This window comes from Neorhizobium sp. P1_A6 (genome assembly GCF_056406795.1).
In genome coordinates, this window is the sequence record NZ_JBFTZM010000004.1 from 385,382 (window position 1) to 409,497 (window position 24,116).

At 61.2% G+C, this 24,116-nt stretch carries 28 protein-coding genes; 17 read left to right on the plus strand and 11 right to left on the minus strand.

The window, feature by feature from the left end; all coding sequences use genetic code 11:
* Positions 1 to 9: 9 nt before the first annotated feature.
* From AC1D3C_RS11275 to AC1D3C_RS11285, 3 genes are all read left to right on the plus strand, one after another.
* Positions 10 to 906: a LysR family transcriptional regulator VtlR gene (locus tag AC1D3C_RS11275; RefSeq protein WP_038549439.1), complete on the plus strand. Its 897-nt coding sequence runs from the start codon at positions 10 to 12 to the stop codon at positions 904 to 906.
* Positions 907 to 1,523: 617 nt separating this feature from the next.
* Positions 1,524 to 1,820, plus strand: coding sequence for an ArsR/SmtB family transcription factor (locus AC1D3C_RS11280; RefSeq protein ID WP_038588257.1), 297 nt, complete (start codon positions 1,524 to 1,526; stop codon positions 1,818 to 1,820).
* 39 nt (positions 1,821 to 1,859) lie between these two features.
* Complete coding sequence (locus AC1D3C_RS11285; RefSeq protein WP_477482935.1) at positions 1,860 to 2,981, plus strand: alkene reductase; 1,122 nt, start codon at positions 1,860 to 1,862, stop codon at positions 2,979 to 2,981.
* 54 nt (positions 2,982 to 3,035) lie between these two features.
* Here AC1D3C_RS11285 and AC1D3C_RS11290 read toward each other — a convergent pair whose 3' ends face one another.
* The gene (locus AC1D3C_RS11290; RefSeq protein WP_477482936.1) at positions 3,036 to 4,055 is read right to left on the minus strand and encodes an NAD-dependent epimerase/dehydratase family protein; all 1,020 of its coding nucleotides are present in this window, start codon (positions 4,053 to 4,055) and stop codon (positions 3,036 to 3,038) included.
* Between the two features lie 99 nt (positions 4,056 to 4,154).
* Between AC1D3C_RS11290 and AC1D3C_RS11295 the strand changes: the two genes are divergently transcribed.
* A complete protein-coding gene (locus tag AC1D3C_RS11295) occupies positions 4,155 to 5,063 on the plus strand; it encodes a LysR family transcriptional regulator (RefSeq protein WP_477482937.1) in 909 nt (302 codons plus the stop codon).
* A gap of 5 nt (positions 5,064 to 5,068) precedes the next feature.
* Here the strand turns inward: AC1D3C_RS11295 and AC1D3C_RS11300 are convergent, their stop codons facing one another.
* A complete protein-coding gene (locus AC1D3C_RS11300) occupies positions 5,069 to 5,332 on the minus strand; it encodes a DUF2188 domain-containing protein (RefSeq protein ID WP_038544166.1) in 264 nt (87 codons plus the stop codon).
* Between the two features lie 232 nt (positions 5,333 to 5,564).
* Here AC1D3C_RS11300 and AC1D3C_RS11305 point away from each other — a divergent pair, with 232 nt between their 5' ends.
* The 4 genes from AC1D3C_RS11305 (at position 5,565) to AC1D3C_RS11320 (ending at position 9,932) form a co-directional block, all read left to right on the plus strand.
* The gene (locus tag AC1D3C_RS11305) at positions 5,565 to 6,671 is read left to right on the plus strand and encodes a calcium:cation antiporter (RefSeq protein WP_247036401.1); all 1,107 of its coding nucleotides are present in this window, start codon (positions 5,565 to 5,567) and stop codon (positions 6,669 to 6,671) included.
* Positions 6,672 to 6,840: 169 nt separating this feature from the next.
* Positions 6,841 to 7,959 carry a 5-methyltetrahydropteroyltriglutamate--homocysteine S-methyltransferase gene (locus AC1D3C_RS11310; protein WP_247036399.1) on the plus strand — a complete coding sequence of 373 codons (1,119 nt, stop codon included), beginning with the start codon at positions 6,841 to 6,843 and terminating at the stop codon, positions 7,957 to 7,959.
* 105 nt (positions 7,960 to 8,064) lie between these two features.
* Positions 8,065 to 8,499: a DUF3597 domain-containing protein gene (locus AC1D3C_RS11315; RefSeq protein WP_038544173.1), complete on the plus strand. Its 435-nt coding sequence runs from the start codon at positions 8,065 to 8,067 to the stop codon at positions 8,497 to 8,499.
* Between the two features lie 206 nt (positions 8,500 to 8,705).
* Positions 8,706 to 9,932, plus strand: coding sequence for a PQQ-dependent sugar dehydrogenase (locus tag AC1D3C_RS11320; RefSeq protein WP_477483016.1), 1,227 nt, complete (start codon positions 8,706 to 8,708; stop codon positions 9,930 to 9,932).
* Between the two features lie 39 nt (positions 9,933 to 9,971).
* Here the strand turns inward: AC1D3C_RS11320 and AC1D3C_RS11325 are convergent, their stop codons facing one another.
* From AC1D3C_RS11325 to AC1D3C_RS11335, 3 genes are all read right to left on the minus strand, one after another.
* Positions 9,972 to 10,358, minus strand: coding sequence for a type II toxin-antitoxin system VapC family toxin (locus AC1D3C_RS11325; RefSeq protein WP_477483017.1), 387 nt, complete (start codon positions 10,356 to 10,358; stop codon positions 9,972 to 9,974).
* A 2-nt stretch (positions 10,359 to 10,360) separates the two neighbouring features.
* Positions 10,361 to 10,639: a type II toxin-antitoxin system Phd/YefM family antitoxin gene (locus tag AC1D3C_RS11330; protein ID WP_038544178.1), complete on the minus strand. Its 279-nt coding sequence runs from the start codon at positions 10,637 to 10,639 to the stop codon at positions 10,361 to 10,363.
* A gap of 98 nt (positions 10,640 to 10,737) precedes the next feature.
* Positions 10,738 to 11,940, minus strand: a complete 1,203-nt coding sequence (locus AC1D3C_RS11335) for a pyridoxal phosphate-dependent aminotransferase (protein ID WP_247138082.1) — start codon at positions 11,938 to 11,940, stop codon at positions 10,738 to 10,740.
* A gap of 217 nt (positions 11,941 to 12,157) precedes the next feature.
* Between AC1D3C_RS11335 and AC1D3C_RS11340 the strand changes: the two genes are divergently transcribed.
* The gene (locus tag AC1D3C_RS11340; RefSeq protein ID WP_477482938.1) at positions 12,158 to 13,108 is read left to right on the plus strand and encodes an EAL domain-containing protein; all 951 of its coding nucleotides are present in this window, start codon (positions 12,158 to 12,160) and stop codon (positions 13,106 to 13,108) included.
* 529 nt (positions 13,109 to 13,637) lie between these two features.
* Entirely contained in the window at positions 13,638 to 13,853 is a 216-nt protein-coding gene (locus AC1D3C_RS11345) for a cold-shock protein (protein ID WP_003494703.1), read from the plus strand.
* A 56-nt stretch (positions 13,854 to 13,909) separates the two neighbouring features.
* On the opposite strand, the gene AC1D3C_RS11350 is transcribed toward AC1D3C_RS11345, so the two are convergent.
* Together AC1D3C_RS11350 and AC1D3C_RS11355 are read right to left on the minus strand one after the other, a co-directional pair.
* Positions 13,910 to 14,587, minus strand: a complete 678-nt coding sequence (locus AC1D3C_RS11350) for an MBL fold metallo-hydrolase (RefSeq protein ID WP_038544184.1) — start codon at positions 14,585 to 14,587, stop codon at positions 13,910 to 13,912.
* Between the two features lie 71 nt (positions 14,588 to 14,658).
* Positions 14,659 to 14,865 (minus strand): hypothetical protein, encoded by a 207-nt coding sequence (locus AC1D3C_RS11355; protein ID WP_247036384.1) that lies wholly within the window; start codon positions 14,863 to 14,865, stop codon positions 14,659 to 14,661.
* Between the two features lie 169 nt (positions 14,866 to 15,034).
* Here AC1D3C_RS11355 and AC1D3C_RS11360 point away from each other — a divergent pair, with 169 nt between their 5' ends.
* The 5 genes from AC1D3C_RS11360 (at position 15,035) to AC1D3C_RS11380 (ending at position 19,129) form a co-directional block, all read left to right on the plus strand.
* Positions 15,035 to 15,682 (plus strand): DUF1236 domain-containing protein, encoded by a 648-nt coding sequence (locus tag AC1D3C_RS11360; protein ID WP_477482939.1) that lies wholly within the window; start codon positions 15,035 to 15,037, stop codon positions 15,680 to 15,682.
* Between the two features lie 256 nt (positions 15,683 to 15,938).
* On the plus strand, positions 15,939 to 16,406 hold the full coding sequence (locus AC1D3C_RS11365; protein ID WP_157885245.1) for a MarR family winged helix-turn-helix transcriptional regulator: 468 nt from the start codon (positions 15,939 to 15,941) through the stop codon (positions 16,404 to 16,406).
* Between the two features lie 14 nt (positions 16,407 to 16,420).
* Positions 16,421 to 17,119: a response regulator gene (locus tag AC1D3C_RS11370; RefSeq protein WP_247036380.1), complete on the plus strand. Its 699-nt coding sequence runs from the start codon at positions 16,421 to 16,423 to the stop codon at positions 17,117 to 17,119.
* A gap of 31 nt (positions 17,120 to 17,150) precedes the next feature.
* Positions 17,151 to 18,530: an ATP-binding protein gene (locus AC1D3C_RS11375; RefSeq protein ID WP_477482940.1), complete on the plus strand. Its 1,380-nt coding sequence runs from the start codon at positions 17,151 to 17,153 to the stop codon at positions 18,528 to 18,530.
* Positions 18,531 to 18,547: 17 nt separating this feature from the next.
* Positions 18,548 to 19,129 carry a DUF1349 domain-containing protein gene (locus tag AC1D3C_RS11380; protein ID WP_477482941.1) on the plus strand — a complete coding sequence of 194 codons (582 nt, stop codon included), beginning with the start codon at positions 18,548 to 18,550 and terminating at the stop codon, positions 19,127 to 19,129.
* A gap of 22 nt (positions 19,130 to 19,151) precedes the next feature.
* Here the strand turns inward: AC1D3C_RS11380 and AC1D3C_RS11385 are convergent, their stop codons facing one another.
* The 4 genes from AC1D3C_RS11385 to AC1D3C_RS11400 form a co-directional block, all read right to left on the minus strand.
* A complete protein-coding gene (locus AC1D3C_RS11385) occupies positions 19,152 to 19,493 on the minus strand; it encodes a tRNA-binding protein (RefSeq protein WP_477482942.1) in 342 nt (113 codons plus the stop codon).
* Positions 19,494 to 19,503: 10 nt separating this feature from the next.
* Positions 19,504 to 20,322, minus strand: a complete 819-nt coding sequence (gene proC, locus AC1D3C_RS11390) for a pyrroline-5-carboxylate reductase (RefSeq protein WP_477482943.1) — start codon at positions 20,320 to 20,322, stop codon at positions 19,504 to 19,506.
* On the minus strand, positions 20,322 to 20,822 hold the full coding sequence (locus AC1D3C_RS11395; RefSeq protein ID WP_038544200.1) for a type III secretion system chaperone family protein: 501 nt from the start codon (positions 20,820 to 20,822) through the stop codon (positions 20,322 to 20,324). Before AC1D3C_RS11395 ends, proC begins: the two co-directional genes overlap by 1 nt.
* A gap of 866 nt (positions 20,823 to 21,688) precedes the next feature.
* Positions 21,689 to 21,943 (minus strand): accessory factor UbiK family protein, encoded by a 255-nt coding sequence (locus tag AC1D3C_RS11400; RefSeq protein WP_007758074.1) that lies wholly within the window; start codon positions 21,941 to 21,943, stop codon positions 21,689 to 21,691.
* A gap of 219 nt (positions 21,944 to 22,162) precedes the next feature.
* Between AC1D3C_RS11400 and lgt the strand changes: the two genes are divergently transcribed.
* Positions 22,163 to 22,987 carry a prolipoprotein diacylglyceryl transferase gene (gene lgt / locus AC1D3C_RS11405; protein ID WP_477483018.1) on the plus strand — a complete coding sequence of 275 codons (825 nt, stop codon included), beginning with the start codon at positions 22,163 to 22,165 and terminating at the stop codon, positions 22,985 to 22,987.
* Positions 22,988 to 23,001: 14 nt separating this feature from the next.
* A complete protein-coding gene (locus AC1D3C_RS11410; protein WP_477482944.1) occupies positions 23,002 to 24,102 on the plus strand; it encodes a class I SAM-dependent methyltransferase in 1,101 nt (366 codons plus the stop codon).
* Positions 24,103 to 24,116 lie beyond the last annotated feature (14 nt).

Sequence of the window (24,116 nt, forward strand, 5' to 3'; positions counted from 1 at the left end):
ACGATGGGTGTGCCGCTCGACTGGGATAAACTGCGCATTTTCCACGCGGCGGCGGAGGCAGGGTCCTTCACCCATGCGGCCGACAAGCTGCATCTTTCCCAGTCGGCAATCAGCCGCCAGGTCAGTGCGCTGGAACAGGATGTCGGCGTAAAGCTCTTCCACCGCCATGCGCGCGGCCTGATTCTCACCGAGCAGGGCGAACTGCTCTACCGCACCGCCCACGACGTGCTGCTGAAGCTCGAAACCGTGAAGATGCAGCTCACCGAGACGACGGAAAAGCCGTCCGGCAAGCTGCGCGTGACGACGACCGTCGGTCTCGGCCAGGGCTGGCTCACCGACAAGGTGCAGGAATTCCTGCAGCTCTATCCGGAAATGTCGATCCAGTTGATCCTCGACAACGAGGAGGTGGACGTCAACATGCGCCATGCGGATTGCGCCATCCGGCTTCGCCAGCCGGTGCAGTCCGACCTGATCCAGCGAAAGCTCTTCACCGTGCACATGCACGTCTATGCGGCGCCCTCCTACATCAACCGTTATGGCGAGCCGCAATCCGTCGAGGATCTCGACCACCATCGCATCATCACCTTCGGGGAACCGGCGCCGAACTACCTGCTCGACGTCAACTGGCTGGAATATGCCGGCCGGTCGTCGGACAATACCCGCACCCCGCACCTGCAGATCAACAGCCAGACGTCGATCAAGCGCGCCTGCCTGTTGGGGATAGGAATCGCCTGCCTGCCCGATTATATCGTCGGCCGCGACCCGGGCCTGATTCAGCTGGCGATCAACGCCGACATCCCGTCCTTCGATACCTATTTCTGCTATCCGGATGAAATGAAGAACGCCGCGAAGCTGAAAGTCTTCCGCGACTTCGTGGTTGGCAAGGCTCGCAACTGGAATTTCTGAGGCTCGCGCGTGGGCTGCGTTCGGCGAAAAAATCCCTAAAATCCAGAGAGTTTCACGCTTCTGCGGCCGCCTGATATGTAACCATTGAGCGCGTGAAATAAAAGCATTGCAGCTTGCGCATGGCTGGCCTGCACAAAAGACTATTGTTCACTGCACAAAAAACCACCATATCGCACATAGCTGATGCATATGGCGGCTTTTCCTCCCAGTTCCGCCGCAGCAGCTGTTCCCCTCTGGAGGTTTTTTTTGACCTTCACACTTATAGGGCCCTGGAGTGATCCAGTGGCCCTCTTTTTTTGCCCGAAATTCTAAATTGGCTCATCCCGCCGGTTCCTCATAACCGTCCTTGCCAAAAACTTCTGTTCAATATCCCATCCGCACCCTTGTCGAGCGAAACCCGGCTCCCCATATTGAGTTGAGCCGGCGCGCTCTGACGACCTCTTGGTTGTCTGTGCTGGCTGTTCCCCTCTGGAGGTTTTGACCTTCACAATTATTGGGCCTCGGAGCGATCCGGCGGCCCATTTTTTTTACAATCTCCCGCTTCTCCGCAAATTGCTTCCTTTAAATCGGCTCAAGACGATCTATATATCGGGAAACTCCGATGTTGGATCCTGACGATGGACAAGACGGAAATTCTGAAAGCGCTGGCGCATCCGACCCGGGTCGAATTCCTGGAATGGATGAAGGAGCCGGAACGCCATTTTTGCGATCAGGCGCATCCGCTCGAAATGGGCATCTGCGCCAGCCAGTTCGAAAAACGCTGCGGCCTCTCCCAATCTACGGTCTCGGCGCATCTTTCGACGCTCGAGAAAGCTCGCCTGGTGAAAATCGACCGGGTCGGCCAATGGGCATTCTACCACCGCGACGAAAAAACCATCGCGGCCTTCCTCGACGATCTCAGATCGACCCTCTGATCCCTCCGCCTCTCCTCCCAACAGCATAAGGAATTTCCGATGACAAGCATTTTTGATCCGACCAGGTTCGGCGATATCGAACTCGCCAATCGCGTCGTCATGGCTCCCCTGACGCGCAACCGTTCGCCGAAAGCGATCCCCAACAACCTCAACGTCACCTATTACGAACAGCGCGCTAGCGCGGGTCTGATCGTCACCGAAGGCACTCCGGTCAGCCAGCAGGGCCAGGGTTATGCGGACGTGCCGGGCCTTTATCTGCCGCAGGCGATCGAAGGCTGGAAGAAGGTGACCGATGCCGTCCACCGCAGGGGCGGCAAGATCGTCACCCAGATCTGGCATGTCGGCCGCGTCTCGCACACCTCCCTGCAGCCGAACGGCGGCGCTCCAGTAGCACCTTCGGCCATTCCCGCCGGCGGCAAGACCTACGTCATCAATCCGGATGGCAACGGTGCCTTTGTCGATACCTCCGCTCCCCGCGCGCTGGAACATGCGGAAATCGCCGGCATCGTCGCTGATTTCGCCAAGGGCGCCCGCGCCGCGATCGACGCCGGCTTCGACGGCATCGAAATCCACGGCGCCAACGGCTACCTGATCGACCAGTTCCTGAGGTCGGGCGCCAACCAGCGCACGGACGATTACGGCGGCTCGATCGAGAACCGCGCCCGCTTCCTGCTCGAAGTCGTCGACGCGGTCACCAAGGAAATCGGCGCCGGTCGCGTCGGCATCCGCCTGTCGCCGGTGACACCGGCCAATGGCGTCAGCGACCCCGATCCGCAAGCCGTCTTCAACTATGTCGTCAAGCAGCTCGGTCCTCGCGGCCTCTCCTTCATTCACGTGATCGAAGGGGCGACCGGCGGCGACCGCGCCTTCTTCCAGGGCGACAAGCCCTTCGATTACCGGGAACTCAAGGATATCTACCGCAAGACCGGCGGCAAGGGCGGCTGGCTCGTCAACAACGGCTATGACCGCGAAAGCGCCTCCAAGGCCGTCGAAAGCGGTTATGCGGACGCCGTCGCCTTCGGCAAGCTCTTCCTCGCCAACCCGGACCTCGTGCAGCGCTTCAAGGACAATGCGCCGCTCAACGAGGCAGACAAGTCCACCTTCTACGGCGGCGGCGCCAAGGGCTATACCGACTACCCGGTGCTCGAAGCCGTTGCGTGATTGAAACAGAGACGGGGCCGCCTAAAAGCGGCCCTTTCCTTTTGAGAATACCGATCAGGCTAAAAGCGCCATCGGCCTTGCAGCCTTGGTCGGCTTGGGCTCGATACAGCCGAGATCGACAAGCGTCGTCCGAACGGCCTCGTCGATCGGCGTCGAAGGCTCCTCGCCGAGGAAAGCCCGCAGCTTGTCGTTGCCCATCCGCACCGGCGTCTTCCAGAGGTAACGCATCTCACCCAGCTCGCGGAAGATCGGCACGAAGGGCGAGCCGAGCTTCAACAACCACCACGGGAACGCCCTCACCTTAATCGGATGCCCAACGACCCGGCCGATCGCCGCGATCATCTCGCGCCCATCCCGGTCCCAGAAGCCGCGCATCTGGAAACGCGCGAAACGCGGTAGTTCACCCTCCCGGTCGATCAGCCGCAGCATGGTTTCGGCGACATCCGGCAAATAGGCCCATTGATGCCCGATGCCCTGGGCATTCGGCCGGCTGACCGAGGTCACCGGCTTGCCGGGTTTCACCAGGCCTTGGGCGAACCAGCTGTTTGCTGCACCGGGACCGAAATAATCACCAGCCCGCACGATCAGCACCGGCACACCCTCGCTCGACGCAACCTCCAGCCGGCGTTCCAGATCGACCCGGATCGCGCCCTTGCGCGTTACCGGGTTCTGCGGGCTCTCCTCGGTGATCTCAGGAAAGGCATCCTGCCCGTAATTATAGACCGTGCCGGGCAGCAGGATGCGGGCGCCGACGGCGCGGGCCGCTGCGATCGTGTTGTCTAGCATCGGCAGGACCAGCTTTTCCCAATCCTTGTAGCCGGGCGGATTGACCGCGTGGACGATCAGCTTGGCATCCTGGGCGGCGCGGCGGACATCGGCGGCATTCATCGCGTCGCCCTGGAGCCAGTGAAAGCGAGGTTCGCGCTTCGCCGCTCCCCCGGCTTTGCGGTTAAGGGCGCGGACGGTCCAGCCACGCGCGGCAAGGCCGCGCGCCATATGGCCGCCGATCCCGCCGGTGGCACCGAGAACCAGTGCGATAGGCTTTACGGGGTTTGAGTTCGATAGTTCCGACATGGCGGCAATCCTTCCAGCTGCATGCGTTTCGTTGGCTGGACTATCGCGCCATTCGCACCTATACGGAATTGGCAGAATTTCTTTGGCATCCATACAAAAATGAATGACATCAGCTGGGACTTTTACCGCACCTTCCTCGCCGTCCTGCGGCTCGGCTCGCTGTCTGCCGCCGCGCGCGAACTCGGCCTGACCCAGCCGACTGTCGGTCGCCATATCGATGCGCTGGAAGAGGCGGTGGGCTACCAACTCTTCACCCGTTCGCAGCGGGGCCTGCTGCCAACCGAACCGGCGCTGGCGATGAAACCCTATGCGGAAAACCTCGCCATCACGGCCGCTGCCATGCAGCGGCTGGCCTCGGGCGAGATCGGAACCGTCAGGGGAACGGTGAGGATCAGCGCCAGCGAAGTGATCGGCGTTGAGGTTCTCCCGCCAATCCTGGCGGCTCTCCAGGACGGATATCCCGGGCTGGAGCTGGAACTGTCATTGTCGGACGAGCTGGAAGACCTTTTAAGGCGCGAGTCGGATATTGCCGTGCGTATGACCAGCCCGGCCCAGGACGCGCTCGTCACCCGCCATATCGGCGAAATCCCTCTCGGGCTTTTTGCTCATCGCCGTTATCTGGACCGACATGGCGTTCCGCAAAGCCCTGAAGACCTGGCCACCCACCGGCTGGTCGGCTTCGATCGCCCCACCGCCTTCGTTCGCGCCGCTGCGGACCGTATCCGCATGACCTCCCCGGCCTTTCCCGATATAGAAAATATCCGCTGGAGCTACCGGGCGGACAACAATCTCGCGCAACTGGCGGCGATCCGCGGCGGTGTCGGCATCGGCATCTGTCAGGTCGGCATCGCCCGGCGTGACCCGGATCTGATCCGGGTGTTGCCCGTCATCTTCGAACTGCCGCTCGATACCTGGGTCGCCATGCACGAAAACCTGAAATCGTCGCCCTGCTGGCGCGTCACCTTCGACGCGCTGACCAAAGGCTTGCTGGACTATGTCCGCGGCTGACGTTTTCAGTGGGTGGTCGGCGCCTCGTCGCCATCCATGACCTCGGCCTCGGGCCGGTCGCCACCCTCGCTGTATTCGGTGTGCCAGATGCCCTTTTCGTCCTGCCAGCTGATTTCTTCCGGCTCTCCGCCGACTTGCTGTTCGGCCGCTACGATGCGGGCCGCCTGCAAAGCGTCTGAATGGCTAGGAAAGGTTTCCGAATAGACGTCGCCTTGCCGATAGGCCCAGCCGCCATCATGCGGCACGACTTTATAGGTAACCTTGGTCATACTCCCTCCTGTCTTTCATGGCTGCCTTGATCCATTCGGATCCTTGTCCTGTCGCGGCATCGGCGTGAAAAATTGAAAAGGTGCCACGAAGTTCCAAGCCACATCGCAAATCACGTCATAAATTATGGCATCAAAGACCGCCGACCGCAAATCTTCGAGGCGAAAGCGGAACCGTGCTTGATGCCGTAGGTTGCCGCATTAGATTGTCATCGGCCAAGGTCAGGAGCAGAATGTGGGTTTGTTGTCCCTGCTGAAGCAGGAAAGGTTTCTCATCGTCGCGCTGGCGGCTGGTTTCGTCGCTTATTCCATTGAGCATTCCGTGCTCGAGGCCGGCAAAACGGCGTCGCTGATCGCCGCGGCCGTCCTGATCGGCATCATCATCCTCGCCTCCACCCGTGTCGCCCACCATGCCGAAATACTCGCCCACAAGGTCGGCGATCCCTATGGCACGATGATCCTGACGCTGTCGGCGGTAGCGGTCGAGGTGCTGATCCTCGCCATCATGATGGGAAACACCAGTTCCCCTACCCTGGTGCGCGACACGATCTATGCGGCCGTCATGCTCGACATCAACGGCATCCTCGGCCTCGCCGCCCTGCTCGGCGGCCTGCGCCATGGCGAGCAGCCCTATAACGACGATTCCAGCCGCACCTACAGCGTGATGATCCTGACCGCCATGGGCATTTCCATGATCGTCCCGGAATTCATCCCCGGCGACCGCTGGCACTATTATTCCGCCTTCACGATCTGCGCGATGATCGCGCTCTATGCGGTATTCCTGAAGATGCAGGTCGGGCCGCACAGCTATTTCTTCAGCTACACCTATCCGCGCGCTGCGAAGCCGCCAACCGGCACACAGGCGCCGCAGGCGGAAGCCGAGCATGAATCCGCGGCGATCTCCATCGGCGTCATTCTTGTCGGCGTCCTGATCATCGGCTTCCTTGCCGAATTCATGTCTACGCTCATGAATGCCGGGTTGGAGGGCAGCGGGGCACCGCTGACATTGATGGCTGTCGTGGTTGCGGCGATTTCCGCAGCGCCCGAAATCCTGACCGCCCTGCGCGCGGCACTGCGCAACCGCATGCAGTCCGTCGTCAACATCGCCATGGGCGCGTCGCTGTCGACCGTCATCCTCACCGTGCCTGTCATGGAGGGCATCGCGCTCTACAGTGGCCAGCCGTTCGTCATGGCGATGACGCCGGTCCAGACCGTCATGGTCACCGTCACCCTGATCGCCGCCGCGATCAACCTCAACGACGGGCAGACGAACGCCATCGAGGGCATGACCCACTTCGTTCTCTTTGCGACATTCGTGATGCTGACGGCACTGGGCCTCTAAGCGAAAAAGATTCCGCGTCAAAGGCTTGCGCGCGGGAACGGAATCGGGTCGTGAAGAGGTTGAATCAATGTCTGAAATATGGTCGTGTCCGCCGCGGCGAAGGCCGGCTTCACAGCCGGTTGTCCAGCAATGGGCGCGATCACCATGTTGCGCATGAAGGAGATTTCAAATGTCTACACCTCCCTACAGAGCCGACCACGTCGGTTCGCTGCTGCGTCCCGCGTCCGTCAAGGACGCCCGCAAGAAGTTCTATGAAGACAAGAGCATTTCCGCGGACGAGTTGAAGGCCGTCGAAGACGAAGGCATCCGGGAACTCGTCAAGCTGCAGGAAAGCGTCGGCCTGAAGGTCGTGACCGACGGCGAAGCCCGTCGCCACTTCTGGCACTACGACTTCCTCGGCCTGCTCGACGGCATGGAATTCGTCACCCGCGAAGCCCACAAAGGCGTCACCTTCCACGGCGTCAAACTGCCGCCGACCTTCCCGACCATCAACGGCAAGCTCGACTTCCCGGACGATCACCCGCATCTGGAACACTTCAAGTTCCTCGCCGCCAACACCAAGGTGACGCCGAAAATCTCCATCCCCGGCCCGAGCGTCGCCCATTACCGCACCGCTCGTGCTGACGTCACCTATCCGGAATACCAGGATCAGGAAGCGCTGTTCGCAGCTCTCGCCCGCACCTATGCCAAGGCCGTGCAGAAGTTCTACGACGCCGGCTGCCGTTATCTGCAGATGGACGACATCTACTTCGCCTATCTCGGCGACGAGAAGCAGCGCGCCATGAAGCGTGAGGAAGGCTATGATCCGGACTGGCTGATCGAGAAATACGCATTGACCATGCATGAAGCGATCAAGGATCGCCCGAAGGACATGCTGATCGGCATGCATATGTGCCGCGGCAACTTCCGCTCCACCTGGGCTGCCGAAGGCGGCTACGATGCAGCGGCCGACGCGATCTTCAACAAGACCGGCGTCGACATGTTCTTCATGGAATACGACACCGAGCGCGCCGGCGGCCTGCAGCCGCTGAGCCTGCTCCAGAAGGGTTCCAAGCAGCGCGTCTATCCTGGCTTCATCACCACCAAGACCGGTGAACTGGAAACGCTCGACTCGCTGCGCCGCCACTTCGACGAAGCCTCCAAGTTCGTCGACATCGACCAGCTCGGCATTGCGCCGCAATGCGGTTTCGCCTCGACCGAAGAAGGCAATTCGATCACCGAGGACGACCAGAAGCGCAAGCTGGAACTCGTCGTTCAGACCGCCGAAGCCATCTGGGGCACGGCCTGATCCACTCCTCCGGCCGCAGGTATCGATTTAACTGCGGCCGGCTCTTGAGAATTCGCGTCACCGCCCGACGTTCTCCTGACAAATAAACTCAGGGAGACTTTTAAAATGGGTATATTCGACAAGATCAAGAACGCGATTTGGGGCGGTCATGCCGAAGCGGCGCAGTCCGCCACGCCCGCCGAACCTCTGAAACCCGCCGCTCCGGTTTCCGCATCCGCTGCACCGATGGCCAATCCGACGCCGATCCCATCGGCAGCGCCCGCAGCCCCCTCCTCGTCGGCTCCGGTCGACATCACGCCCATACTCGACGCCGCCGTCAAGAAGAGTGGTCAGAAGCTCGATTGGCGCAAGTCGATCGTCGACCTGATGAAGGCCCTCGATCTGGACTCCAGCCTCACCGCCCGCAAGGAACTGGCCGCCGAGCTGCACTATACCGGCGACACCAACGACTCCGCGACAATGAACGTCTGGCTCCACAAGGCGCTGATGAAAAAACTCGCCGAAAACGGTGGCAAGGTCCCGGCTGAACTCGCCGACTGATCCTCGACCTCCCCCGAACGCATCGAGCCCGCTTTCACCGGCGGGCTTTTGTTCACGGCACGTCAATAAAATAATCTTGAACGAACTGTGTTCGGCGCTTGCCGATGAACGCCCTAGATGAAGGCCATTGCCCGATACCCCTTCGCCGCGTGCGGGGTGTCATTGCAGGCCTCGGCGGTAATCCGCCCATTGAAAGGGAGTCCATGATGAAACGCCTCAGTCTTCTCCTGACCGGTTCGGCCCTCTCGCTTGCCTTGGTCGCCGGCCCCGTTTTTGCCCAAAACGCCGGCCAGCCCGCGGAAACCAAAGCGCCAAACGCTCGCGACCAGAAACCCGCCTTCGCCAACCAGACGCGTGCTCCGCAGCCGGCCCGGATGCCGAAGATCACCCAGGAAGTGATCGCCGACGGCCTGCCGCATCTCTGGGCGATGGAATTCCTGCCCGACGGCCGCATGCTGGTAACCGCCAAGCAGGGTGCCATGCACATCATCTCGGAGGAAGGCGAAGCGGGACCGAAGATCGAAGGTGTGCCGAAAGTGCTTTCCGGCGGCCAGGGCGGCCTGCTCGACGTGGCGCTTGTCCCGGATTTTGCGACCTCGGGCATGATCTTCTTCTCCTTCTCCGAACAGCGCGACGACGGCAACGGCACGTCGGTCGCCTCGGCCAAGCTCGTTCCTGACGATCGCGGCGGCGGCAGGCTGGAAAATCTCAAAGTCATCTTCCGCCAGATGCCGAGCTACGACGGCAACAAGCATTTCGGCTCACGCCTCGTCTTCGGGCCCAAGAACGAGCTCTACGTGACGGTCGGCGAGCGTTCCGATCCGCAACCGCGCGTACAGGCCCAGGATATCGCGAGCGGCCTCGGCAAGATCTTTCGCATCGACATGAACGGCAAGGCGCTGCCCGACAATCCGTTCGTCGACCGCCAGGGCGCCCGGCCGGAAATCTGGTCGCTCGGGCACCGCAACCTGCAGTCCGCCACCCTCGACGGCCAGGGCCGTCTCTGGACAGTAGAACACGGTCCACGCGGCGGCGACGAACTGAACCGCCCGGAAGCCGGCAAGAATTACGGCTGGCCGGAAGTCACCTACGGCATCGACTATAGCGGCAGGCCGATCGGCAAGGGCATCACCGCCATGAAGGAGACGGAACAGCCGGTCTATTTCTGGGACCCGGTGATCGCTCCGTCCGGCATGGCCTATTATGACGGCGACGCCATCCCGGAATGGAAAAATTCCTTCCTGATCGGCGGCCTCGTCGCCCAGGGCATCGTAGTGGTCCACATGGACGGCGACAAGGTGGCCTATGAGGAACGCGTACCGCTCGGCGCCCGCATCCGCGACGTCAAGGTCGGCCCCGACGGCGCCGTTTATGCGGTGACCGAACAGCGCGGCGGCGGGGAATCGACGATCGTGAAGTTGACCAAGAGCTGATGAGCATTCGGCAGGCGGCGCCCTCGGATGCCGCCTCACCTAGAATTTGAATGCCAGACGATGCCCGACAAGCGCCCGGTCGATCGTCACGAGCTGCAGCCCTTCGACCTGGCATTGCGCCAACAGAAGCCGGTCGAAGGGATCGCGCGTATCAGGTTCCGGCTCGGCGGCGGTGATAACATGCGGGATGTCGATGGGCAGGATGGTGAGGCCCGTATCATTCGCGGCTCCCGGCATGGCATCCAACTCCATTCCGGGATCCAGCTTTCCCAATCGGGATTTAATTGCGATTTCCCAAAGGCTGGCGACGCTGACGAATCCAGAAAAGCCTTGCGAAATAACCAGACTGCCCGCTTCAGGAAAACGTTGATGGATGTCGTTCCGCAGAACGGCAATGACCATATGTGTGTCGAGCAGACATCGCATCACTAAGGCAGCGGCCTCAGCAGGAAATCTTCCGGCAGCGGATCGTCGAAGTCGTCGGCGATATACGGGAAGGGATTGGTAATACCCCTGGCGCGCAGATAGGCTTGCGCCGCCTCAAGATTGATGCCGCCCTTCTTTTCCGGTTCCACTGCCTCGATATGCGGCACGATATCGAACACCGGCTTGCCGTCCCGTGTCACCGTCACGGTCTCGCCCTGCTCCACATCCTGGGCAAGTTCGTCGAGACGGTCCTGAGCTTCGCGAAGAGAAACGGTTTTCATAACCGAAATGTATGTCCGGTCGCCCCCGTGGTCAACGGACGCCTGAAAGCAACGAAGCCCGCCGTCGCCGGCGGGCTTCGTGCAGAAATCGCCAGAGCTTACTTGCAGTTTGCGCAGAAGCGCTGGATCCGCTTGCAGGCTTCTTCGAGCTGTTCTTCCGAAGCCGCATAGGAAATGCGGAAATTGGGGCCGAGGCCGAAGGCCGAACCGTGGACGACGGCCACGCCTTCGGTTTCCAGAAGCTCGGTGACGAAATCCTCGTCGGTCTCCATGACCTTGCCCGACGGCGAAGTCTTGCCGATCAGACCGGCGCAGGACGGGTAGACGTAGAAGGCGCCTTCCGGAGACGGGCAGACGATGCCCTTCGCCTGGTTCAGCATCGATACCACCAGGTCGCGGCGGCCTTCGAAGATCTTCTTGTTCTGCGGGATGAAATCCTGCGGACCGTTGAGCGCCTCGACGGAAGCCCACTGGGCGATCGTGCAGGCGCCTGACGTCTGCTGGCCTTGGATCATATCCATCGCCTTGATCAGTTCGAGCGGGCCGGCCGCATAACCGATACGCCAGCCGGTCATCGCATAGGCCTTGGAAACGCCGTTCATCGTCAGCGTGCGGTTGTAGAGCTTCGGCTCCACTTCCGCCGGCGAGACGAACTTGAAGTCGCCGTAGGTCAGGTGCTCGTACATGTCGTCGGTCAGCACCCAGACATGCTCGTGCTTGAGGAGCACATCGGTCAACGCCTTGAGTTCGTCATGGCTGTAGGCCGCGCCCGACGGGTTGGACGGCGAATTGAACAGGAACCACTTGGTCTTCGGCGTGATCGCCTTTTCAAGATCGGCGGCTGTCACCTTGAAGTTGTTTTCCTGGCTCGCCTTGATGATCACCGAGGTACCACCGCAGATGGCAACCATCTCCGGATAGGAAACCCAGTAGGGTGCGGTGATGATGACTTCATCGCCAGGGTTCAAGGTCGCCATGAAGGCGTTGAAAAGAATCTGCTTTCCGCCAGTGCCGACGATCGTCTGGGCCGGCGTGTAGTCGAGATTGTTTTCGCGCTTGAACTTCTTGGCGATCGCCTCGCGAAGCTGCGGAATGCCGGAGACCGGCGGATATTTGGTCTCGCCGCGATTGATCGCGTCGATGGCGGCTTTCTTGATGTTTTCCGGCGTATCGAAATCCGGCTCGCCTGCGCCGAGCCCGATTACGTCGCGGCCCTTTGCTTTCAGGTCGCGGGCTTTCTGGGAAACGGCGATGGTGGCAGAGGGCTTTACGCGGGAAAGTGCGTCGGCAAGAAAGGCCATAATCTTCGTCCTGAAGAGCTGTTGGAACAAGGCGGCATCGCGCGCCGAAAACCGCCCGTACGCTCTATGTCTAAACTATGACGCCGTTTCAAGCACAAAGCTTGAATGAGAACCATGAAAGAAGCTGATTAAAACCTTCGAAACCTTGTTTACAGCCGCGTAACCCTTGGCTGCTACAACCAGAAGGGATGGATAACGGAAATCGACGGGCACGGGCATGACGCCGAGAAGCATCTTCGCCAATCTGGTTCGCAGCGACAACGGGTCGTTTTCCACCGTCTACGGCCCTTTCCTGCTGCAATCCGCGCTGCAGCCGATCCTTCGCTCCGGTCCGGAAACCGGCCTTGAAATCGAAGCTTTCGAGGGTCTGCTGCGCGCCTCCCGCGACAACGAACCGGTGTCGCCGGCCGAGTTCTTTCCGCTCGTGTCCCCGGTCGACATGGCCGATGTCGACAGCATCCTGCGCACCATTCACATCTTGAACACCGGCCGGCTGAACCGGTCCCGCGCCGGGATCTTCGTCAAGTTCCATCCCGGCCTCTTCCGCACGTCCCAGGAAATGCGCCAGGAAGTCGATCGCATCAAGGTCGCCAGCCACGAGGCTGGCCTGGCGCCCGATCGGATCGTCTGCGAAATCTCCGAAAGATCCGGTGCGTCGGACGACATTGTCGTCGCCTTCACCGAGCACATGCAGGCGGTCGGCTTTCGCATCGCCATCGACGACTACGGCGCCCGCGATTCCGATCTCGACCGTCTGAAGCGCATCAAGCCGGACTACGTGAAATTCGAGGCCGCCTGGGTGCGCGACTTCCTCGACAATTCCGCCGGTTACGCGCTGCTGCGCGTCATCGTCCGGCAGATGCTCGACGATGGTATCGACCCCATCTTCGAAGGGCTCGAAGAGCTCTGGCAGGTGGATCTGTGCGAGGAACTGGGCGTGCCGCTGATGCAGGGTTATGCCCTTGCCCGGCCCGAACTGGCACCGACGACATTCAACGAGAACTTTCCGGAAAGTTTTGCCGACTTCGCGCCGCCCCAGGCAGGCGGCAACGACATCACGCTCGGCATCAGCCGGGCCGCGGTCGTTGCCCCTCCTCCGGTTCTCGCAAAGCCGGTATTCGCAAGACCTGCCCGCGCCTTCGGCCGCCGGCAATCCAGCAGCGAATGATGCGGCAAACGGCAATTTTCACGCCCTGGACGGCTGCCGCCGTGGCGGCGATCATCGATACCTAAGCAGCCTTCGCGCCGCCTGAAACCTTTGAATGGCGAAATTTTTTCTTTTCGCGCCCTTAGCGCCAAAATGGCACAGAACAGGGTTAAGGAAGCATTGCCGGCGATGGATTTGCGTTCCCGGGGCGCAAAGAAACGCGCAAAGCCCGCATTTTCAGGGGTTCTGGCGATCTGCAATTTCTCATTGTGGCAACAGTTCAAAAAACTTTTTCTTGCCAATTTTCGATAAACACAGCACTCTGTGCAAGTTCGGGCAATTTACGAGCATGGGAAGACCTATAATGACGCGCTCCGAAGGCGCTAAGACTTCGGGCGGTAGACCGGGGGCGGAGATTTCAAAGCAATTCCTTCCGGTCATCGCGGTAAAGACAGGGACCCTTTCTTAAAGCTGCCTGCCGCCGCCCTTCGGGGCTACACTGTGATGCTGTCCGCCGCTGAACACGGACAGAGAGAAAAGGACCTGCTGCATGGCCGAGACTGGCACTGTAAAATTCTTCAATACCGACAAAGGCTTCGGCTTTATCAAGCCTGACAATGGTGGCGCCGATATCTTTGTTCATATCTCTGCCGTACAGGCTTCCGGCCTGTCCGGATTGTCGGAAAACCAGAAAGTAAGCTTCGACACGGAACCGGATCGTCGCGGCAAAGGCCCCAAGGCCGTCAATCTGCAGATCGCCGGCTAAGCCTTCCGAGGCTTGCCATTTCGAGTTGAAGCCCGGCAGAAGATGCCGGGTTTTTTTTAAACCGACGTGTGTTGCGGCTTCGGTCCACCGAGGCCGCGCAGGAATGGATTGGTGCGCCGTTCGTCGCCGATCCTGCTGCCCGGCCCGTGGCCGCAGATGAATCCGACCTCGTCGCCGAGCGGTAGAACCTTGTCGCGGATCGAGGCGAGTAGCGTATCGTGGTCTCCGCCCGGCAGATCCGTGCGCCCGATCGAGCCGTTGAACAACACGTCGCCGAGATGTGCAAAACCCTGGGCCCGGTTGTAGTAGATCACGTGCCCGGGCGCATGTCCGGGGCAATGGAAGATCTCGAACACATGCTCGCCGAACGAAACCTTGTCTCCTTCGTTCAGCCAGCGGTCCGGCACGACGTTGCGCACCGCCATCTTCACCCCGAATTTTTCCGCCTGCGTCTCAAGGCGCTGCAGCAACGGCAGGTCCGCCTCGTGGGGACCGATCACCTGGATGCCGAGCGCTTCGCGCAATTCGTCCGCGCCGCCCGCATGGTCGATATGCCCGTGTGTCAACCAGATCTCCTTGAGGGTGACGCCATTTTCCTCGATGACCTGAAGAATGGTTGGTACATCGCCGCCCGGATCGACGACCACGCCCTCTTTAGTCTCGTCGTCGAAGAGGATCGTGCAGTTCTGCTGGAATGGCGTAACCGGAATGATACCGGCCTGTAACTTGCCCATGGTGCCTCGGCCTAAACGATGATGCTCGCCGGGGGTATACCGATAAACGCAGGGCATTTCAGCCGAAAAGATCAATTCGAGGCAAGGGTCGTGTAATGCGCGTCAGGGGAAACCGGCGGCGCGAGCGATACGGTGGCGATCAGGAAAGCCGCAACCAAGATCTTCAGCACGAAAACAGTCATCAGCAAGCTCTTGAGCGGATGGGAGGGGCTCAATGTTTCCATCCGGATCGGGGGCAGCGCGGCAAAGGTCTGGGCGGTCATCGTCTGGGTCGTCATGAGGTCTCTCCGGTGTTTATGGCGGGATCAATGGACTGGCGGCATAAAGGTTCCGTGCCTCTTTATAGCTGTGGCACCCCCGCCACAGCTTGCAGAATCCACCCGCATTCGGCGGAACCACCGGGACACGCGGGGTGTTACCCTGCCAGTCAACATGAGGAGAAAATCCATGACGACTTGGTTGAAATGCCCGGAATTGAAGTGGCGGGACCTGACATGGCTGGGCCTCGGCGCCGTCCTTTCGGCCCTCGCCCTGCCCGCCCAGGCGCAGATGACCACCACGACCGCCTCGGACATCATCGTCCGCTCCGGTCCCGGCCAGAACTATCCCGAAATCGGGATGGCCACCCGCGGCAGCCCGGCGATGATGGACGGTTGCCTCAAGGGTAGCAAATGGTGCCGCATCGACGTCAACGGCATGCGCGGCTGGGTCTACGCGGAATACCTGACAATCCGCCACAACGGCTCGGCGGTCGCGGTTGAGGAATATCGCACCCAGTACGAAGTGCCGTCCGTCACCTATGAGACGACCGCAAGCGTCGCTCCGCCGGCCCCCGTCCCCGGTCCGGGCGATATCCTGCTCGGCCCAGTCGGCGCCGTCGCGCCTGTCGACCCGCCGGAAACCGTGATCAGCTATATAGAAGAGCACCCGGCCGAGCCGGTCTATGTCCGCAACGAAGTGGCGATCGGCGCGACGTTGCCGCCCGGTGTCGTGGTCCGGCAAGTGCCCGATTACGATTATGATTATGTCGTGGTCAACGACCGCCCGGTTCTTGTCGATCCCGGCACCCGCCGCATCGTCCACATCTACGAGTGAGCTTTATCGCAAAGGGGCGCTGTCTGGCAGCGCCCTTGTCCCATGGCCCGCGGCCACTCGCCTTCCCCAACAAATGCTGTTGATTGTTCAGCCTGTTCGCGCTTTATGACATGCGTCAGGTTACACTGTGAAATCAGCAAATAAGAGCTTCGGCTCCACGGGCATCTGAGCGTGGGCCACAAGAGCCATAAAGGGAAAGGAAACGCGAGTGTCGCGCGCATCGACGGGAAAAGCCGTCAAGAAGGTCCTGCCGACAATGCCGGCAGTCGACGAAGCCCAGATCGACTTCGAGACCATCGAACTGCTTTTCTTCGCCTACCGTGATTTCGTGTCCGATCCGGATGCGATCCTCGCCAAGATCGGCATGGGCCGCGCCCACCACCGCGTCGTCTATTTCGTATCCCGCCAACCGGGCATGATGGTCACCGACCTTCTCGATACGCTGCAGATCACCAAGCAGAGCCTCGCGCGCGTCCTCAAGCAATTGATCGAATCGGGTTATATTCGCCAGATGGCCGGCGCCAAGGATCGCCGCCAGCGCAGGCTCTACCCGACCCTTGCAGGCCGTGAACTGGCGCTCGCCCTTTCCGAGCCGCAATCGCGCCGTATCGCTCGCGCCATGGAGGAACTGACCCCGGACACGCGGGCCTCGGTCAAGGAATTCCTGCGCCGCATGCGCGGCCGCGACGAAAGCCTCGAGCCTGTCGACAGCGATATGGATTAAGTGGGACCTTTGAGATGACGAAACTGCAGCCTTCCGACGATGCGCCTCATCTTCTCGTGGTCGACGACGACACGCGTATCCGCGATCTCCTGAACCGCTACCTGATGGAACAGGGGTTTCGCATCACCGTCGCCGGCGATGCAGCCGAGGCCCGCCGCAAGCTCGAAGGCCTGCATTTCGATCTGATCATCCTCGACGTGATGATGCCCGGCGAATCCGGCATTTCGCTCACCCAGTCCCTCTACCAGAAGAAGACGGTGCCGGTGATCCTGCTGACCGCCCGCGCCGAATCGGAATCCCGCATCGCCGGTCTCGAAGCGGGCGCCGACGATTATCTGTCGAAACCCTTCGATCCGCGCGAACTGGTCCTGCGCATCAACAATATCCTGCGCCGCAGCACTTCGCCTGATACGCCGAAGATCGAGCAGATCATGTTCGGCCCCTTCACCTTCTCGATCCCGCGCAAGGAATTGCGCAGGGCCGCCGAAACCATCCGGCTGACCGATCGCGAACAGGAGATCATGCTTCTTTTCGCGCTGCGCGCCGGCGATACCATTCCCCGCCACGAGCTGATCGGCGATGACGCGGAGGTCGGCGAGCGCACGATCGACGTGCAGATCAATCGTTTGCGGCGTAAGATCGAGGAGGATCCGGCCAACCCCGTCTACCTCCAGACGGTGCGCGGCATCGGATACAGGCTGAGTATCGATTAGCCGAAGAGACCCGGCACAGGCTGAAGGCAGGATGGCATTTTTCGACTCTCTGAAGCGCGACATGGACCGGCTCACTTTGCCGGGCTGGCGGCCGATGACCCGCTGGCTGCGCCGCCGCCTGCCGACCGGGCTCTACACCCGCTCGCTTTTGATCGTCATCCTGCCGATGCTGCTTCTGCAGGGCGTCGTCGCCTCCGTCTTCATGGAACGGCACTGGCGCATGGTCACCGAACGCCTGTCGGAAAGCACCGTCCGCGATATCGCCGGCATTATCGAGGTGATCCAGGCCTATCCCCAGGATAGCAACTATGATGCCATCAGCCGCATCGCCAGCGACGCGTTGAACCTCACCATCGCGGTCGAGGAAAACAGCCAGCTGCCGCCGCCCCGCTCCCGTCCCTTCTTCGCCATCCTCGACGATATCCTCGCCGAGCAGATCACCCGCCAAATCCAGATGCCCTTCTGGATCGATACAGTGGGCGACAGCCGGCTCGTCGAGATCCGCATCAAGTTCGATACCAGGGTGTTGCGCGTTTTCGTCCGCCGCGGCTCAACCTATGCCTCGAACACACATATCTTCCTCGTCTGGATGATCGGCGCCGCTTTCGTACTGGTCATCATCTCGATTCTTTTCCTGCGCGGCCAGATCCGGCCGATCCTGACGCTTGCAAGCGCTGCCGAAAGCTTCGGCAAGGGGCAGAAGACCGATGGCTTTTCGCCGCGCGGCGCCGAAGAGATCCGTCGCGCCGGCCTTGCCTTCATCCAGATGCGCGAACGCATCGAGCGGCAGATGGAACAGCGCACCGCCATGCTCGCCGGCATCAGCCACGACTTGAGGACCATCCTCACCCGCTTCAAGCTGCAGCTGGCGCTCGCCGGCAACAAGCCGGAACTGGCCGGCATGGGCCAGGACGTCGACGATATGCAGTCGATGCTGGAAGGTTATCTCGCCTTCGCCAAGGGCGAAGCTGAAGAGGACTTTGGCGAGCTGCGTCTGAGTGAGCTACTGGAAAAGCTGTGCCTGGAATTTACCTTGCATGGCAAGACCATGACCTACGAGATCGGCGGCGAGGACGAGATCGCCGTGCGCCCCAACGCCTTCACCCGGCTGGTCGCCAACCTCGTGTCCAACAGCGAGCGTTACGCCAAATCGCTGCATGTGGACGCGCGTCACAGCGCCAAATGGCTGACGCTGACGCTCGACGACGACGGCCCCGGCATTCCGGCAGGGTCGCGCGAGGATGTCTTCAAGCCGTTCTACCGCCTCGACGAGGCCCGCAACCTCAACGCGTCCGGCACCGGCCTCGGCCTGGCGATCGCTCGCGACATCGCCCGCGCCCATGGCGGCAACGTCACGCTCGCCGACAGCCCGCGGGGCGGCTTGCGTGCCGTCGTACGCGTCCCCGCCTGATCATTGACGAGGAACCGATGCCGATCGATCTTTCCGAGATGTCCTGGCTGAACCCGCCGCCCGAAAGCCGCAAGCAGGATGGTCGACTGATCGCCCGCTCCGGCCTGGAAACCGATTTCTGGCAGGGCACCTATTACGGCTTTCATCGCGACAGCGGTCACTTCCTCCATCGGAGCCGAAAGGGCGACTTCACCGCCGAAACCTCCTTCGTCGGGAGGTACGAGGCGCTCTACGATCAGGCCGGGCTGATGATCCGTCATGACGAAAAACACTGGATGAAATGCGGCATCGAATTCACCGATGGCGCCCGCCATTTCAGCGTCGTGGTGACCAACGGCCACTCCGACTGGTCCGCCTTCCGGCTCACCGACGATTTCGAGGAAATTTCCGTCCGCGTCACCCGCATGGGCGACGCCCTCTTTGTCCAGTACCGAACCGGCACACAGCCCGACTGGCGCATGGCGCGGCTCGCTTTCTTCCCACCCGAACTCACCGACCTCTCCGTCGGCATGACCTTCTGCTCGCCGCAACGCGAAGGTTTCGAGGTGGAGTTCCGGTCGTTCAGCCTCGGCGATGTCGAGAGCCGCGATATCCACTGACGATATGCCCTGCGCACAAGGGTTACATCAGCTTACCGCCGTTCGGCACCGGCTGCTCGACGGCGGCAAGCACGATCGCGCCGTTCTCGTCCTCGAAGCCGAGGGTCAGCACTTCCGAGCGGAACGGCCCGATCTGCCGCGGCGGGAAATTGACGACGCCGAGCACCTGCCGTCCGATCAGCGTTTCCAGCGTATAATGCACGGTGATCTGTGCCGACGATTTCTTGATGCCGATCTCCGGGCCGAAATCGATCTTCAGCTTGAAGGCTGGCTTGCGGGCTTCCGGAAAAACCTCGGCCTCGACGATCGTGCCGACGCGGATGTCCACCTTTTCGAAGTCGGAATAGGTGATGTCCTCAGCCATTCGAACTCACTCAGGCGCCGAGTTCTTCGGCTCTGTCGCGGGCAGCCGCGATCGCCTTGTCGAACAGCGGCTGCATGCCGTCGTCGGCCATCAGCACGGCAAGTGCCGCAGCCGTCGTGCCGTTCGGCGAGGTGACGTTCTGGCGAAGCCTGGAAGCGTCGTCCGGGGACTGGTGAAGGAGCTCGCCAGCCCCCGAGACAGTTTCCCGCGCAAGCCGCATGGCGAGGTCCGCCGGCAGGCCCGCTTTCCGGCCCGCTTCCGCCATGCACTCCACGAGATAGAACACATAGGCCGGGCCGCTGCCTGAAACGGCGGTCACCGCATCGATATCCGCTTCGCTTGAAACCCATTCCACCGGCCCGCTGACCTTGAGCAGCGATTGCACCGCTTCGCGCTGGGCTTCAGTGACCTTGGGATTGGCATAGGCGCCGGTGACGCCGCGGCCGATCATGGCTGGCGTATTCGGCATGGCACGCACCATGGCGGCTTCGCCGAGATGCTTTTCGAGATAAGCGAGCGTCTTGCCGGCCGCAACCGAAACGACGACCGTGCCGGAACCGACGACCGGCTTCAACGGCGGCAGGACGGCATCCATCAGCTGCGGTTTGACCGCGAGAAACAGGATATCAGCGGACGTATCGCCGGGAAGCGCGGTAAAGTGATGCGCACCGGCCTCGGACATCATCGTTTTCATCGCATCGGAAGGCGATGGGTCGATGACCGTCACGGACGCGCCGGGCACGCCCTTTTTCAGCCAACCCGATAGCATGGCGCCGCCCATATTGCCGGCGCCGACCAGGATGATGGATCCCAACTGACCAGAGGCCATCAGCACTCGCCCACGGTTTCGAACAGAACGGCTTCCATGGCGGCCTTCGCCTCCATGCCCGACCATACGACAAACTGGAACGCCTGATAATAGGATTCGCAGGCATCGAGCGCACTCGAAAGCAGCACTTCGACCTGCTGGTTGTTGGGTTCGGCGCCGCCTGCCAACAGCAGCGACTGCCGGAAGATGACCACGTCTTCCTGGCGCCATACGTCGAAATGGCCCATCAGCACCTGGCCGTTGACGTGGCTCAGCAGGCGGATGACCTCGTTGACGCGAGCGTCGGGGATCTTGATGTCGAAAGCGCAGGCGAGATGCAGCGCTTCGAACTCCTCCATCCAGGAGAAGGAAACATGGTAGTCCGTCCAGCGGCCTTCCACGGTCATGGCGATCTCGTCTTCACCCGACCGTTCGAACGTCCAGTCGTTCGAGGCAGCAACGAATTCGATCATATCGACCGGATTCGACTGGCGTTCGATTTCCATTTCCATAAGCGTCATGCGGCACCTTCTTGACCGGAATGAATGCGAATTCGTGCGGTAAAACGCCAAAAACACGCGAACAGTAACCGGGAACAACACTGTCGATGATCGTCCGACGCTTCCAGAATAACGCAGCCACCCTGTCTGGAGCTTACCAAGCCGTTTCGAATCATCCTTTAAAATCAGTGTACCTAGACGGAGTCCGGCTGCCAGCCCCTCCATCGGTTTTTACATGGGCAAAACTTGAAACATGGTTCGCAGCGGAGATCAGAACCGAGTCATAAGCGACTCTGGACGCTGGCTTTTTTGACAGTGTCCACAGGGTGTCACTTTTTTGTTTCAACACCTGCGCCCGCGCCGAAAATCTGTTCGGCACGGTTCGATCGGAGAGCCCACACGAATGCGGAACCTCATAGTGAAATAATAATATGGCTCCGCATTCGCGTGGCCTTCGGCGTCTTGTCGGGGCTTCCGGCCCCTACAGGTGATCATCTCGCCTCGCTGCGTGGCTTCGTTCTCGCCCATCCTTTCGGGACAGGCCTGCCACTTGCACGGCTCAACCGAACCGGACATGGCTGTCCGGGGGAGGCTTGATAGGAATGGTCGTCTTGCAACGAGCACTCCATGGCTTTCACCTCTTCCACCATCCCCGCACGTTACGGTTCTGATGAAAGCGCCGGCCCCCGCCTGCCCGCGAACGTCTCGCGAAACACTCCGGCGACGGAAGCACGGGGATTGTAGGCGTGGGTTGGGAGGGCGGGGAAGGTATTGGGTACGCCCTTTTCCTCTCCCCATGGGAGGAGAAAAGAAAAACAGCATCTTAGCTGACGAGCTAAGTGCTAGATTTTACGCAAGAGAGGCAGATCGTCCCCGGGAAACGCAGATCACTGCCCCGAAAGCTTGGCTTCCAGCGCCTCGATCCGCGCCTTCAGCGCTTCGTTTTCGTCGCGGGCGCGGGCTGCCATTTCGCGGACTGCCTCGAATTCCTCGCGCTTGACGATATCCATGCTGTTGAGGAACCGCTCGGCCTGGGCGTGAAATGCGGTTTCGACCTCCTTGCGCACCCCTTGGGCGGCGCCGGCGGCATCGGTCATCAGCCGCGCGAAATCGTCGAGAATGCGGTTCGTACCGGTTGCCATGGTTCTGAACTCCCATATCGTCTGGCCGGCAATCCGGCCGGCGAATGTCCATAGGGTTCAAGTAGGGCCTGCGCGGGCCGCTTGCAAGCATCATCCACCGTTCGCATGAGCACTCGCTTAGATTCACCTTGACCGTCGATGGCCGCAACGCCATGTTCCGCGCAATGCCGTTAGGTTGGACCCTGTAATTTGTACGAAGCGCTTCATCTTTTCGCTCTGATGCCGTTCCCGAACATCGATCCGGTGGCCTTCTCCATCGGCCCGCTCGCCATCCATTGGTATGGGCTCGCCTATGTCGCCGGCATCATGCTCGGCTGGTTTTATGCGCGTCGGCTGGCTGCCAACGCTTCCCTGTGGAGAGACGGCCAGTCGCCGATTACGGCTGCCCAGCTCGACGACTTTCTCGTCTGGGTCGCGGCCGGCATCGTGCTTGGCGGCCGCATCGGTTATATCCTCTTCTACGACATGGCGGCGGTGGCCGCGAATCCCATCCGCGCGATCGAGATCTGGAACGGCGGCATGTCCTTCCATGGCGGCTTCATCGGCGCAACGATCGCGATGATCATCTTCGCCCGCCGCAATACCATTCCGGTCTGGAGCATGTTCGACACGGTCGCAGCCGTCGTACCCTTCGGCCTGTTCTTCGGCCGCATCGCCAATTTCATCAACGGCGAACTCTGGGGACGCCTCAGCAGCGCGCCCTGGGCAGTCGTCTTCCCGACCGGCGGCCCGTTCGCGCGCCATCCGAGCCAGCTCTATGAAGCAGGCCTCGAAGGCATCGTGCTGGTACTCGTCCTCGCCCTGCTGATCTTCCGTTTCAAGGCGCTGAAAGTCCCTGGCACCATCGCCGGCACCTTCGTTGTCGGTTACGCGCTCTGCCGCATTTTTGTGGAATTTTTCCGCGAGCCGGATGCGCAGCTCGGTTATCTGCTCGACACCAATTGGCTGACCATGGGCATGGTTCTGTCGCTGCCGATGATCGCAGCAGGCCTTTGGGCCATTGTTCGGGCCCGCGCGGCGGCGACGTCCGCGGCGAAAGCTTGAGGGAGGCACACCCGGTGAGCACTCCCCTCACAGAGAAGATCAAGACCCTGATCCGCACCAACGGCCCGATCAGCGTCACTGACTATTTCGCGCTGTGCCTCGCCGATCCGGAATACGGTTATTACCGCACCCGCGAGCCTTTCGGCCGTCACGGTGATTTCATCACCGCGCCGGAGATCAGCCAGTTGTTCGGCGAGATGATCGGCGTCTTCATGGTGCACGCCTGGCAACAGCACGGAACGCCCACGGGCGTCCGGCTGGTGGAGATCGGCCCCGGCCGCGGCACGATGATGACCGACATGCTGCGGGTGATCAAACGCATCGCGCCGCGCTTTTTCGAAGACCTGCACGTGCATCTGGTCGAGACCAGCGAGCGTTTGCGCGGCGTCCAGCGCATCACGCTCGAGGCTTTCTCGACCAAGATTTCCTGGCATGACAGTTTCGAGGAAGTCCCCGAAGGTTTCACGCTGATCGCCGCCAACGAATTATTCGACGCGATCCCGATCCGCCAGTTCGTCAAGACGCCGACCGGTTTTCGCGAACGTCTCGTCGGCCTCAACGCCGAAGATGAACTCGGCTTTGCCGCCGGCGTCGCGACGCTCGACCCGCAGCTCCTTCCCTCGCCCCTCGCCGGCATTCCCGACGGCACGATCTTCGAACTGTCTCCGGCCCGCCAGGCGGTGATGCTGACGCTGTGCGAGYGTTTGAGGACCTTCGGCGGCACGGCCCTGATCATCGACTACGGCCATCTGGTCACCGGCTTCGGCGATACGCTGCAAGCCATCCGCCACCATGACTACGATCCGCCGCTCGAAAATCCCGGCGAAGCGGATCTCACCAGCCATGTCGACTTCGAGGACCTCGCACGCATTGCCGTTTCCACGGGCGTGCACTTGAACGGCGGCTTGCACCAGGGTGATTTCCTGTTCGGCCTCGGCCTTGCCGAGCGGGCGACCGCGCTTGCCAAAGACAAGGAACCGACCGAACAGCGCCTGATCGCCGCCGCCGTCGATCGGCTTGCCGGCGAAGGTGCCGGCAAGATGGGCGAACTCTTCAAAGTCATCGCGGTATCGAGCCCGGCATTGAAGCTGATGCCGTTCCGCGCGGTGGAGTGAACAGCGACCGTCAA

Excerpts from the sequence above, each read along its gene's own strand:
- AC1D3C_RS11280 (WP_038588257.1), top strand. The coding sequence starts at position 1,524 with ATGGACAAGACGGAAATTCTGAAAGCGCTGGCGCATCCGACCCGGGTC.
- AC1D3C_RS11285 (WP_477482935.1), top strand. The coding sequence starts at position 1,860 with ATGACAAGCATTTTTGATCCGACCAGGTTCGGCGATATCGAACTCGCC.
- AC1D3C_RS11290 (WP_477482936.1), bottom strand. The coding sequence starts at position 4,055 with ATGTCGGAACTATCGAACTCAAACCCCGTAAAGCCTATCGCACTGGTT.
- AC1D3C_RS11295 (WP_477482937.1), top strand. The coding sequence starts at position 4,155 with ATGAATGACATCAGCTGGGACTTTTACCGCACCTTCCTCGCCGTCCTG.
- AC1D3C_RS11300 (WP_038544166.1), bottom strand. The coding sequence starts at position 5,332 with ATGACCAAGGTTACCTATAAAGTCGTGCCGCATGATGGCGGCTGGGCC.
- AC1D3C_RS11310 (WP_247036399.1), top strand. The coding sequence starts at position 6,841 with ATGTCTACACCTCCCTACAGAGCCGACCACGTCGGTTCGCTGCTGCGT.
- AC1D3C_RS11315 (WP_038544173.1), top strand. The coding sequence starts at position 8,065 with ATGGGTATATTCGACAAGATCAAGAACGCGATTTGGGGCGGTCATGCC.
- AC1D3C_RS11320 (WP_477483016.1), top strand. The coding sequence starts at position 8,706 with ATGAAACGCCTCAGTCTTCTCCTGACCGGTTCGGCCCTCTCGCTTGCC.
- AC1D3C_RS11325 (WP_477483017.1), bottom strand. The coding sequence starts at position 10,358 with ATGCGATGTCTGCTCGACACACATATGGTCATTGCCGTTCTGCGGAAC.
- AC1D3C_RS11330 (WP_038544178.1), bottom strand. The coding sequence starts at position 10,639 with ATGAAAACCGTTTCTCTTCGCGAAGCTCAGGACCGTCTCGACGAACTT.
- AC1D3C_RS11335 (WP_247138082.1), bottom strand. The coding sequence starts at position 11,940 with ATGGCCTTTCTTGCCGACGCACTTTCCCGCGTAAAGCCCTCTGCCACC.
- AC1D3C_RS11340 (WP_477482938.1), top strand. The coding sequence starts at position 12,158 with ATGACGCCGAGAAGCATCTTCGCCAATCTGGTTCGCAGCGACAACGGG.
- AC1D3C_RS11345 (WP_003494703.1), top strand. The coding sequence starts at position 13,638 with ATGGCCGAGACTGGCACTGTAAAATTCTTCAATACCGACAAAGGCTTC.
- AC1D3C_RS11350 (WP_038544184.1), bottom strand. The coding sequence starts at position 14,587 with ATGGGCAAGTTACAGGCCGGTATCATTCCGGTTACGCCATTCCAGCAG.
- AC1D3C_RS11355 (WP_247036384.1), bottom strand. The coding sequence starts at position 14,865 with ATGACGACCCAGACGATGACCGCCCAGACCTTTGCCGCGCTGCCCCCG.
- AC1D3C_RS11360 (WP_477482939.1), top strand. The coding sequence starts at position 15,035 with ATGACGACTTGGTTGAAATGCCCGGAATTGAAGTGGCGGGACCTGACA.
- AC1D3C_RS11365 (WP_157885245.1), top strand. The coding sequence starts at position 15,939 with ATGCCGGCAGTCGACGAAGCCCAGATCGACTTCGAGACCATCGAACTG.
- AC1D3C_RS11370 (WP_247036380.1), top strand. The coding sequence starts at position 16,421 with ATGACGAAACTGCAGCCTTCCGACGATGCGCCTCATCTTCTCGTGGTC.
- AC1D3C_RS11375 (WP_477482940.1), top strand. The coding sequence starts at position 17,151 with ATGGCATTTTTCGACTCTCTGAAGCGCGACATGGACCGGCTCACTTTG.
- AC1D3C_RS11380 (WP_477482941.1), top strand. The coding sequence starts at position 18,548 with ATGCCGATCGATCTTTCCGAGATGTCCTGGCTGAACCCGCCGCCCGAA.
- AC1D3C_RS11385 (WP_477482942.1), bottom strand. The coding sequence starts at position 19,493 with ATGGCTGAGGACATCACCTATTCCGACTTCGAAAAGGTGGACATCCGC.
- proC (WP_477482943.1), bottom strand. The coding sequence starts at position 20,322 with ATGGCCTCTGGTCAGTTGGGATCCATCATCCTGGTCGGCGCCGGCAAT.
- AC1D3C_RS11395 (WP_038544200.1), bottom strand. The coding sequence starts at position 20,822 with ATGACGCTTATGGAAATGGAAATCGAACGCCAGTCGAATCCGGTCGAT.
- AC1D3C_RS11400 (WP_007758074.1), bottom strand. The coding sequence starts at position 21,943 with ATGGCAACCGGTACGAACCGCATTCTCGACGATTTCGCGCGGCTGATG.
- lgt (WP_477483018.1), top strand. The coding sequence starts at position 22,163 with ATGCCGTTCCCGAACATCGATCCGGTGGCCTTCTCCATCGGCCCGCTC.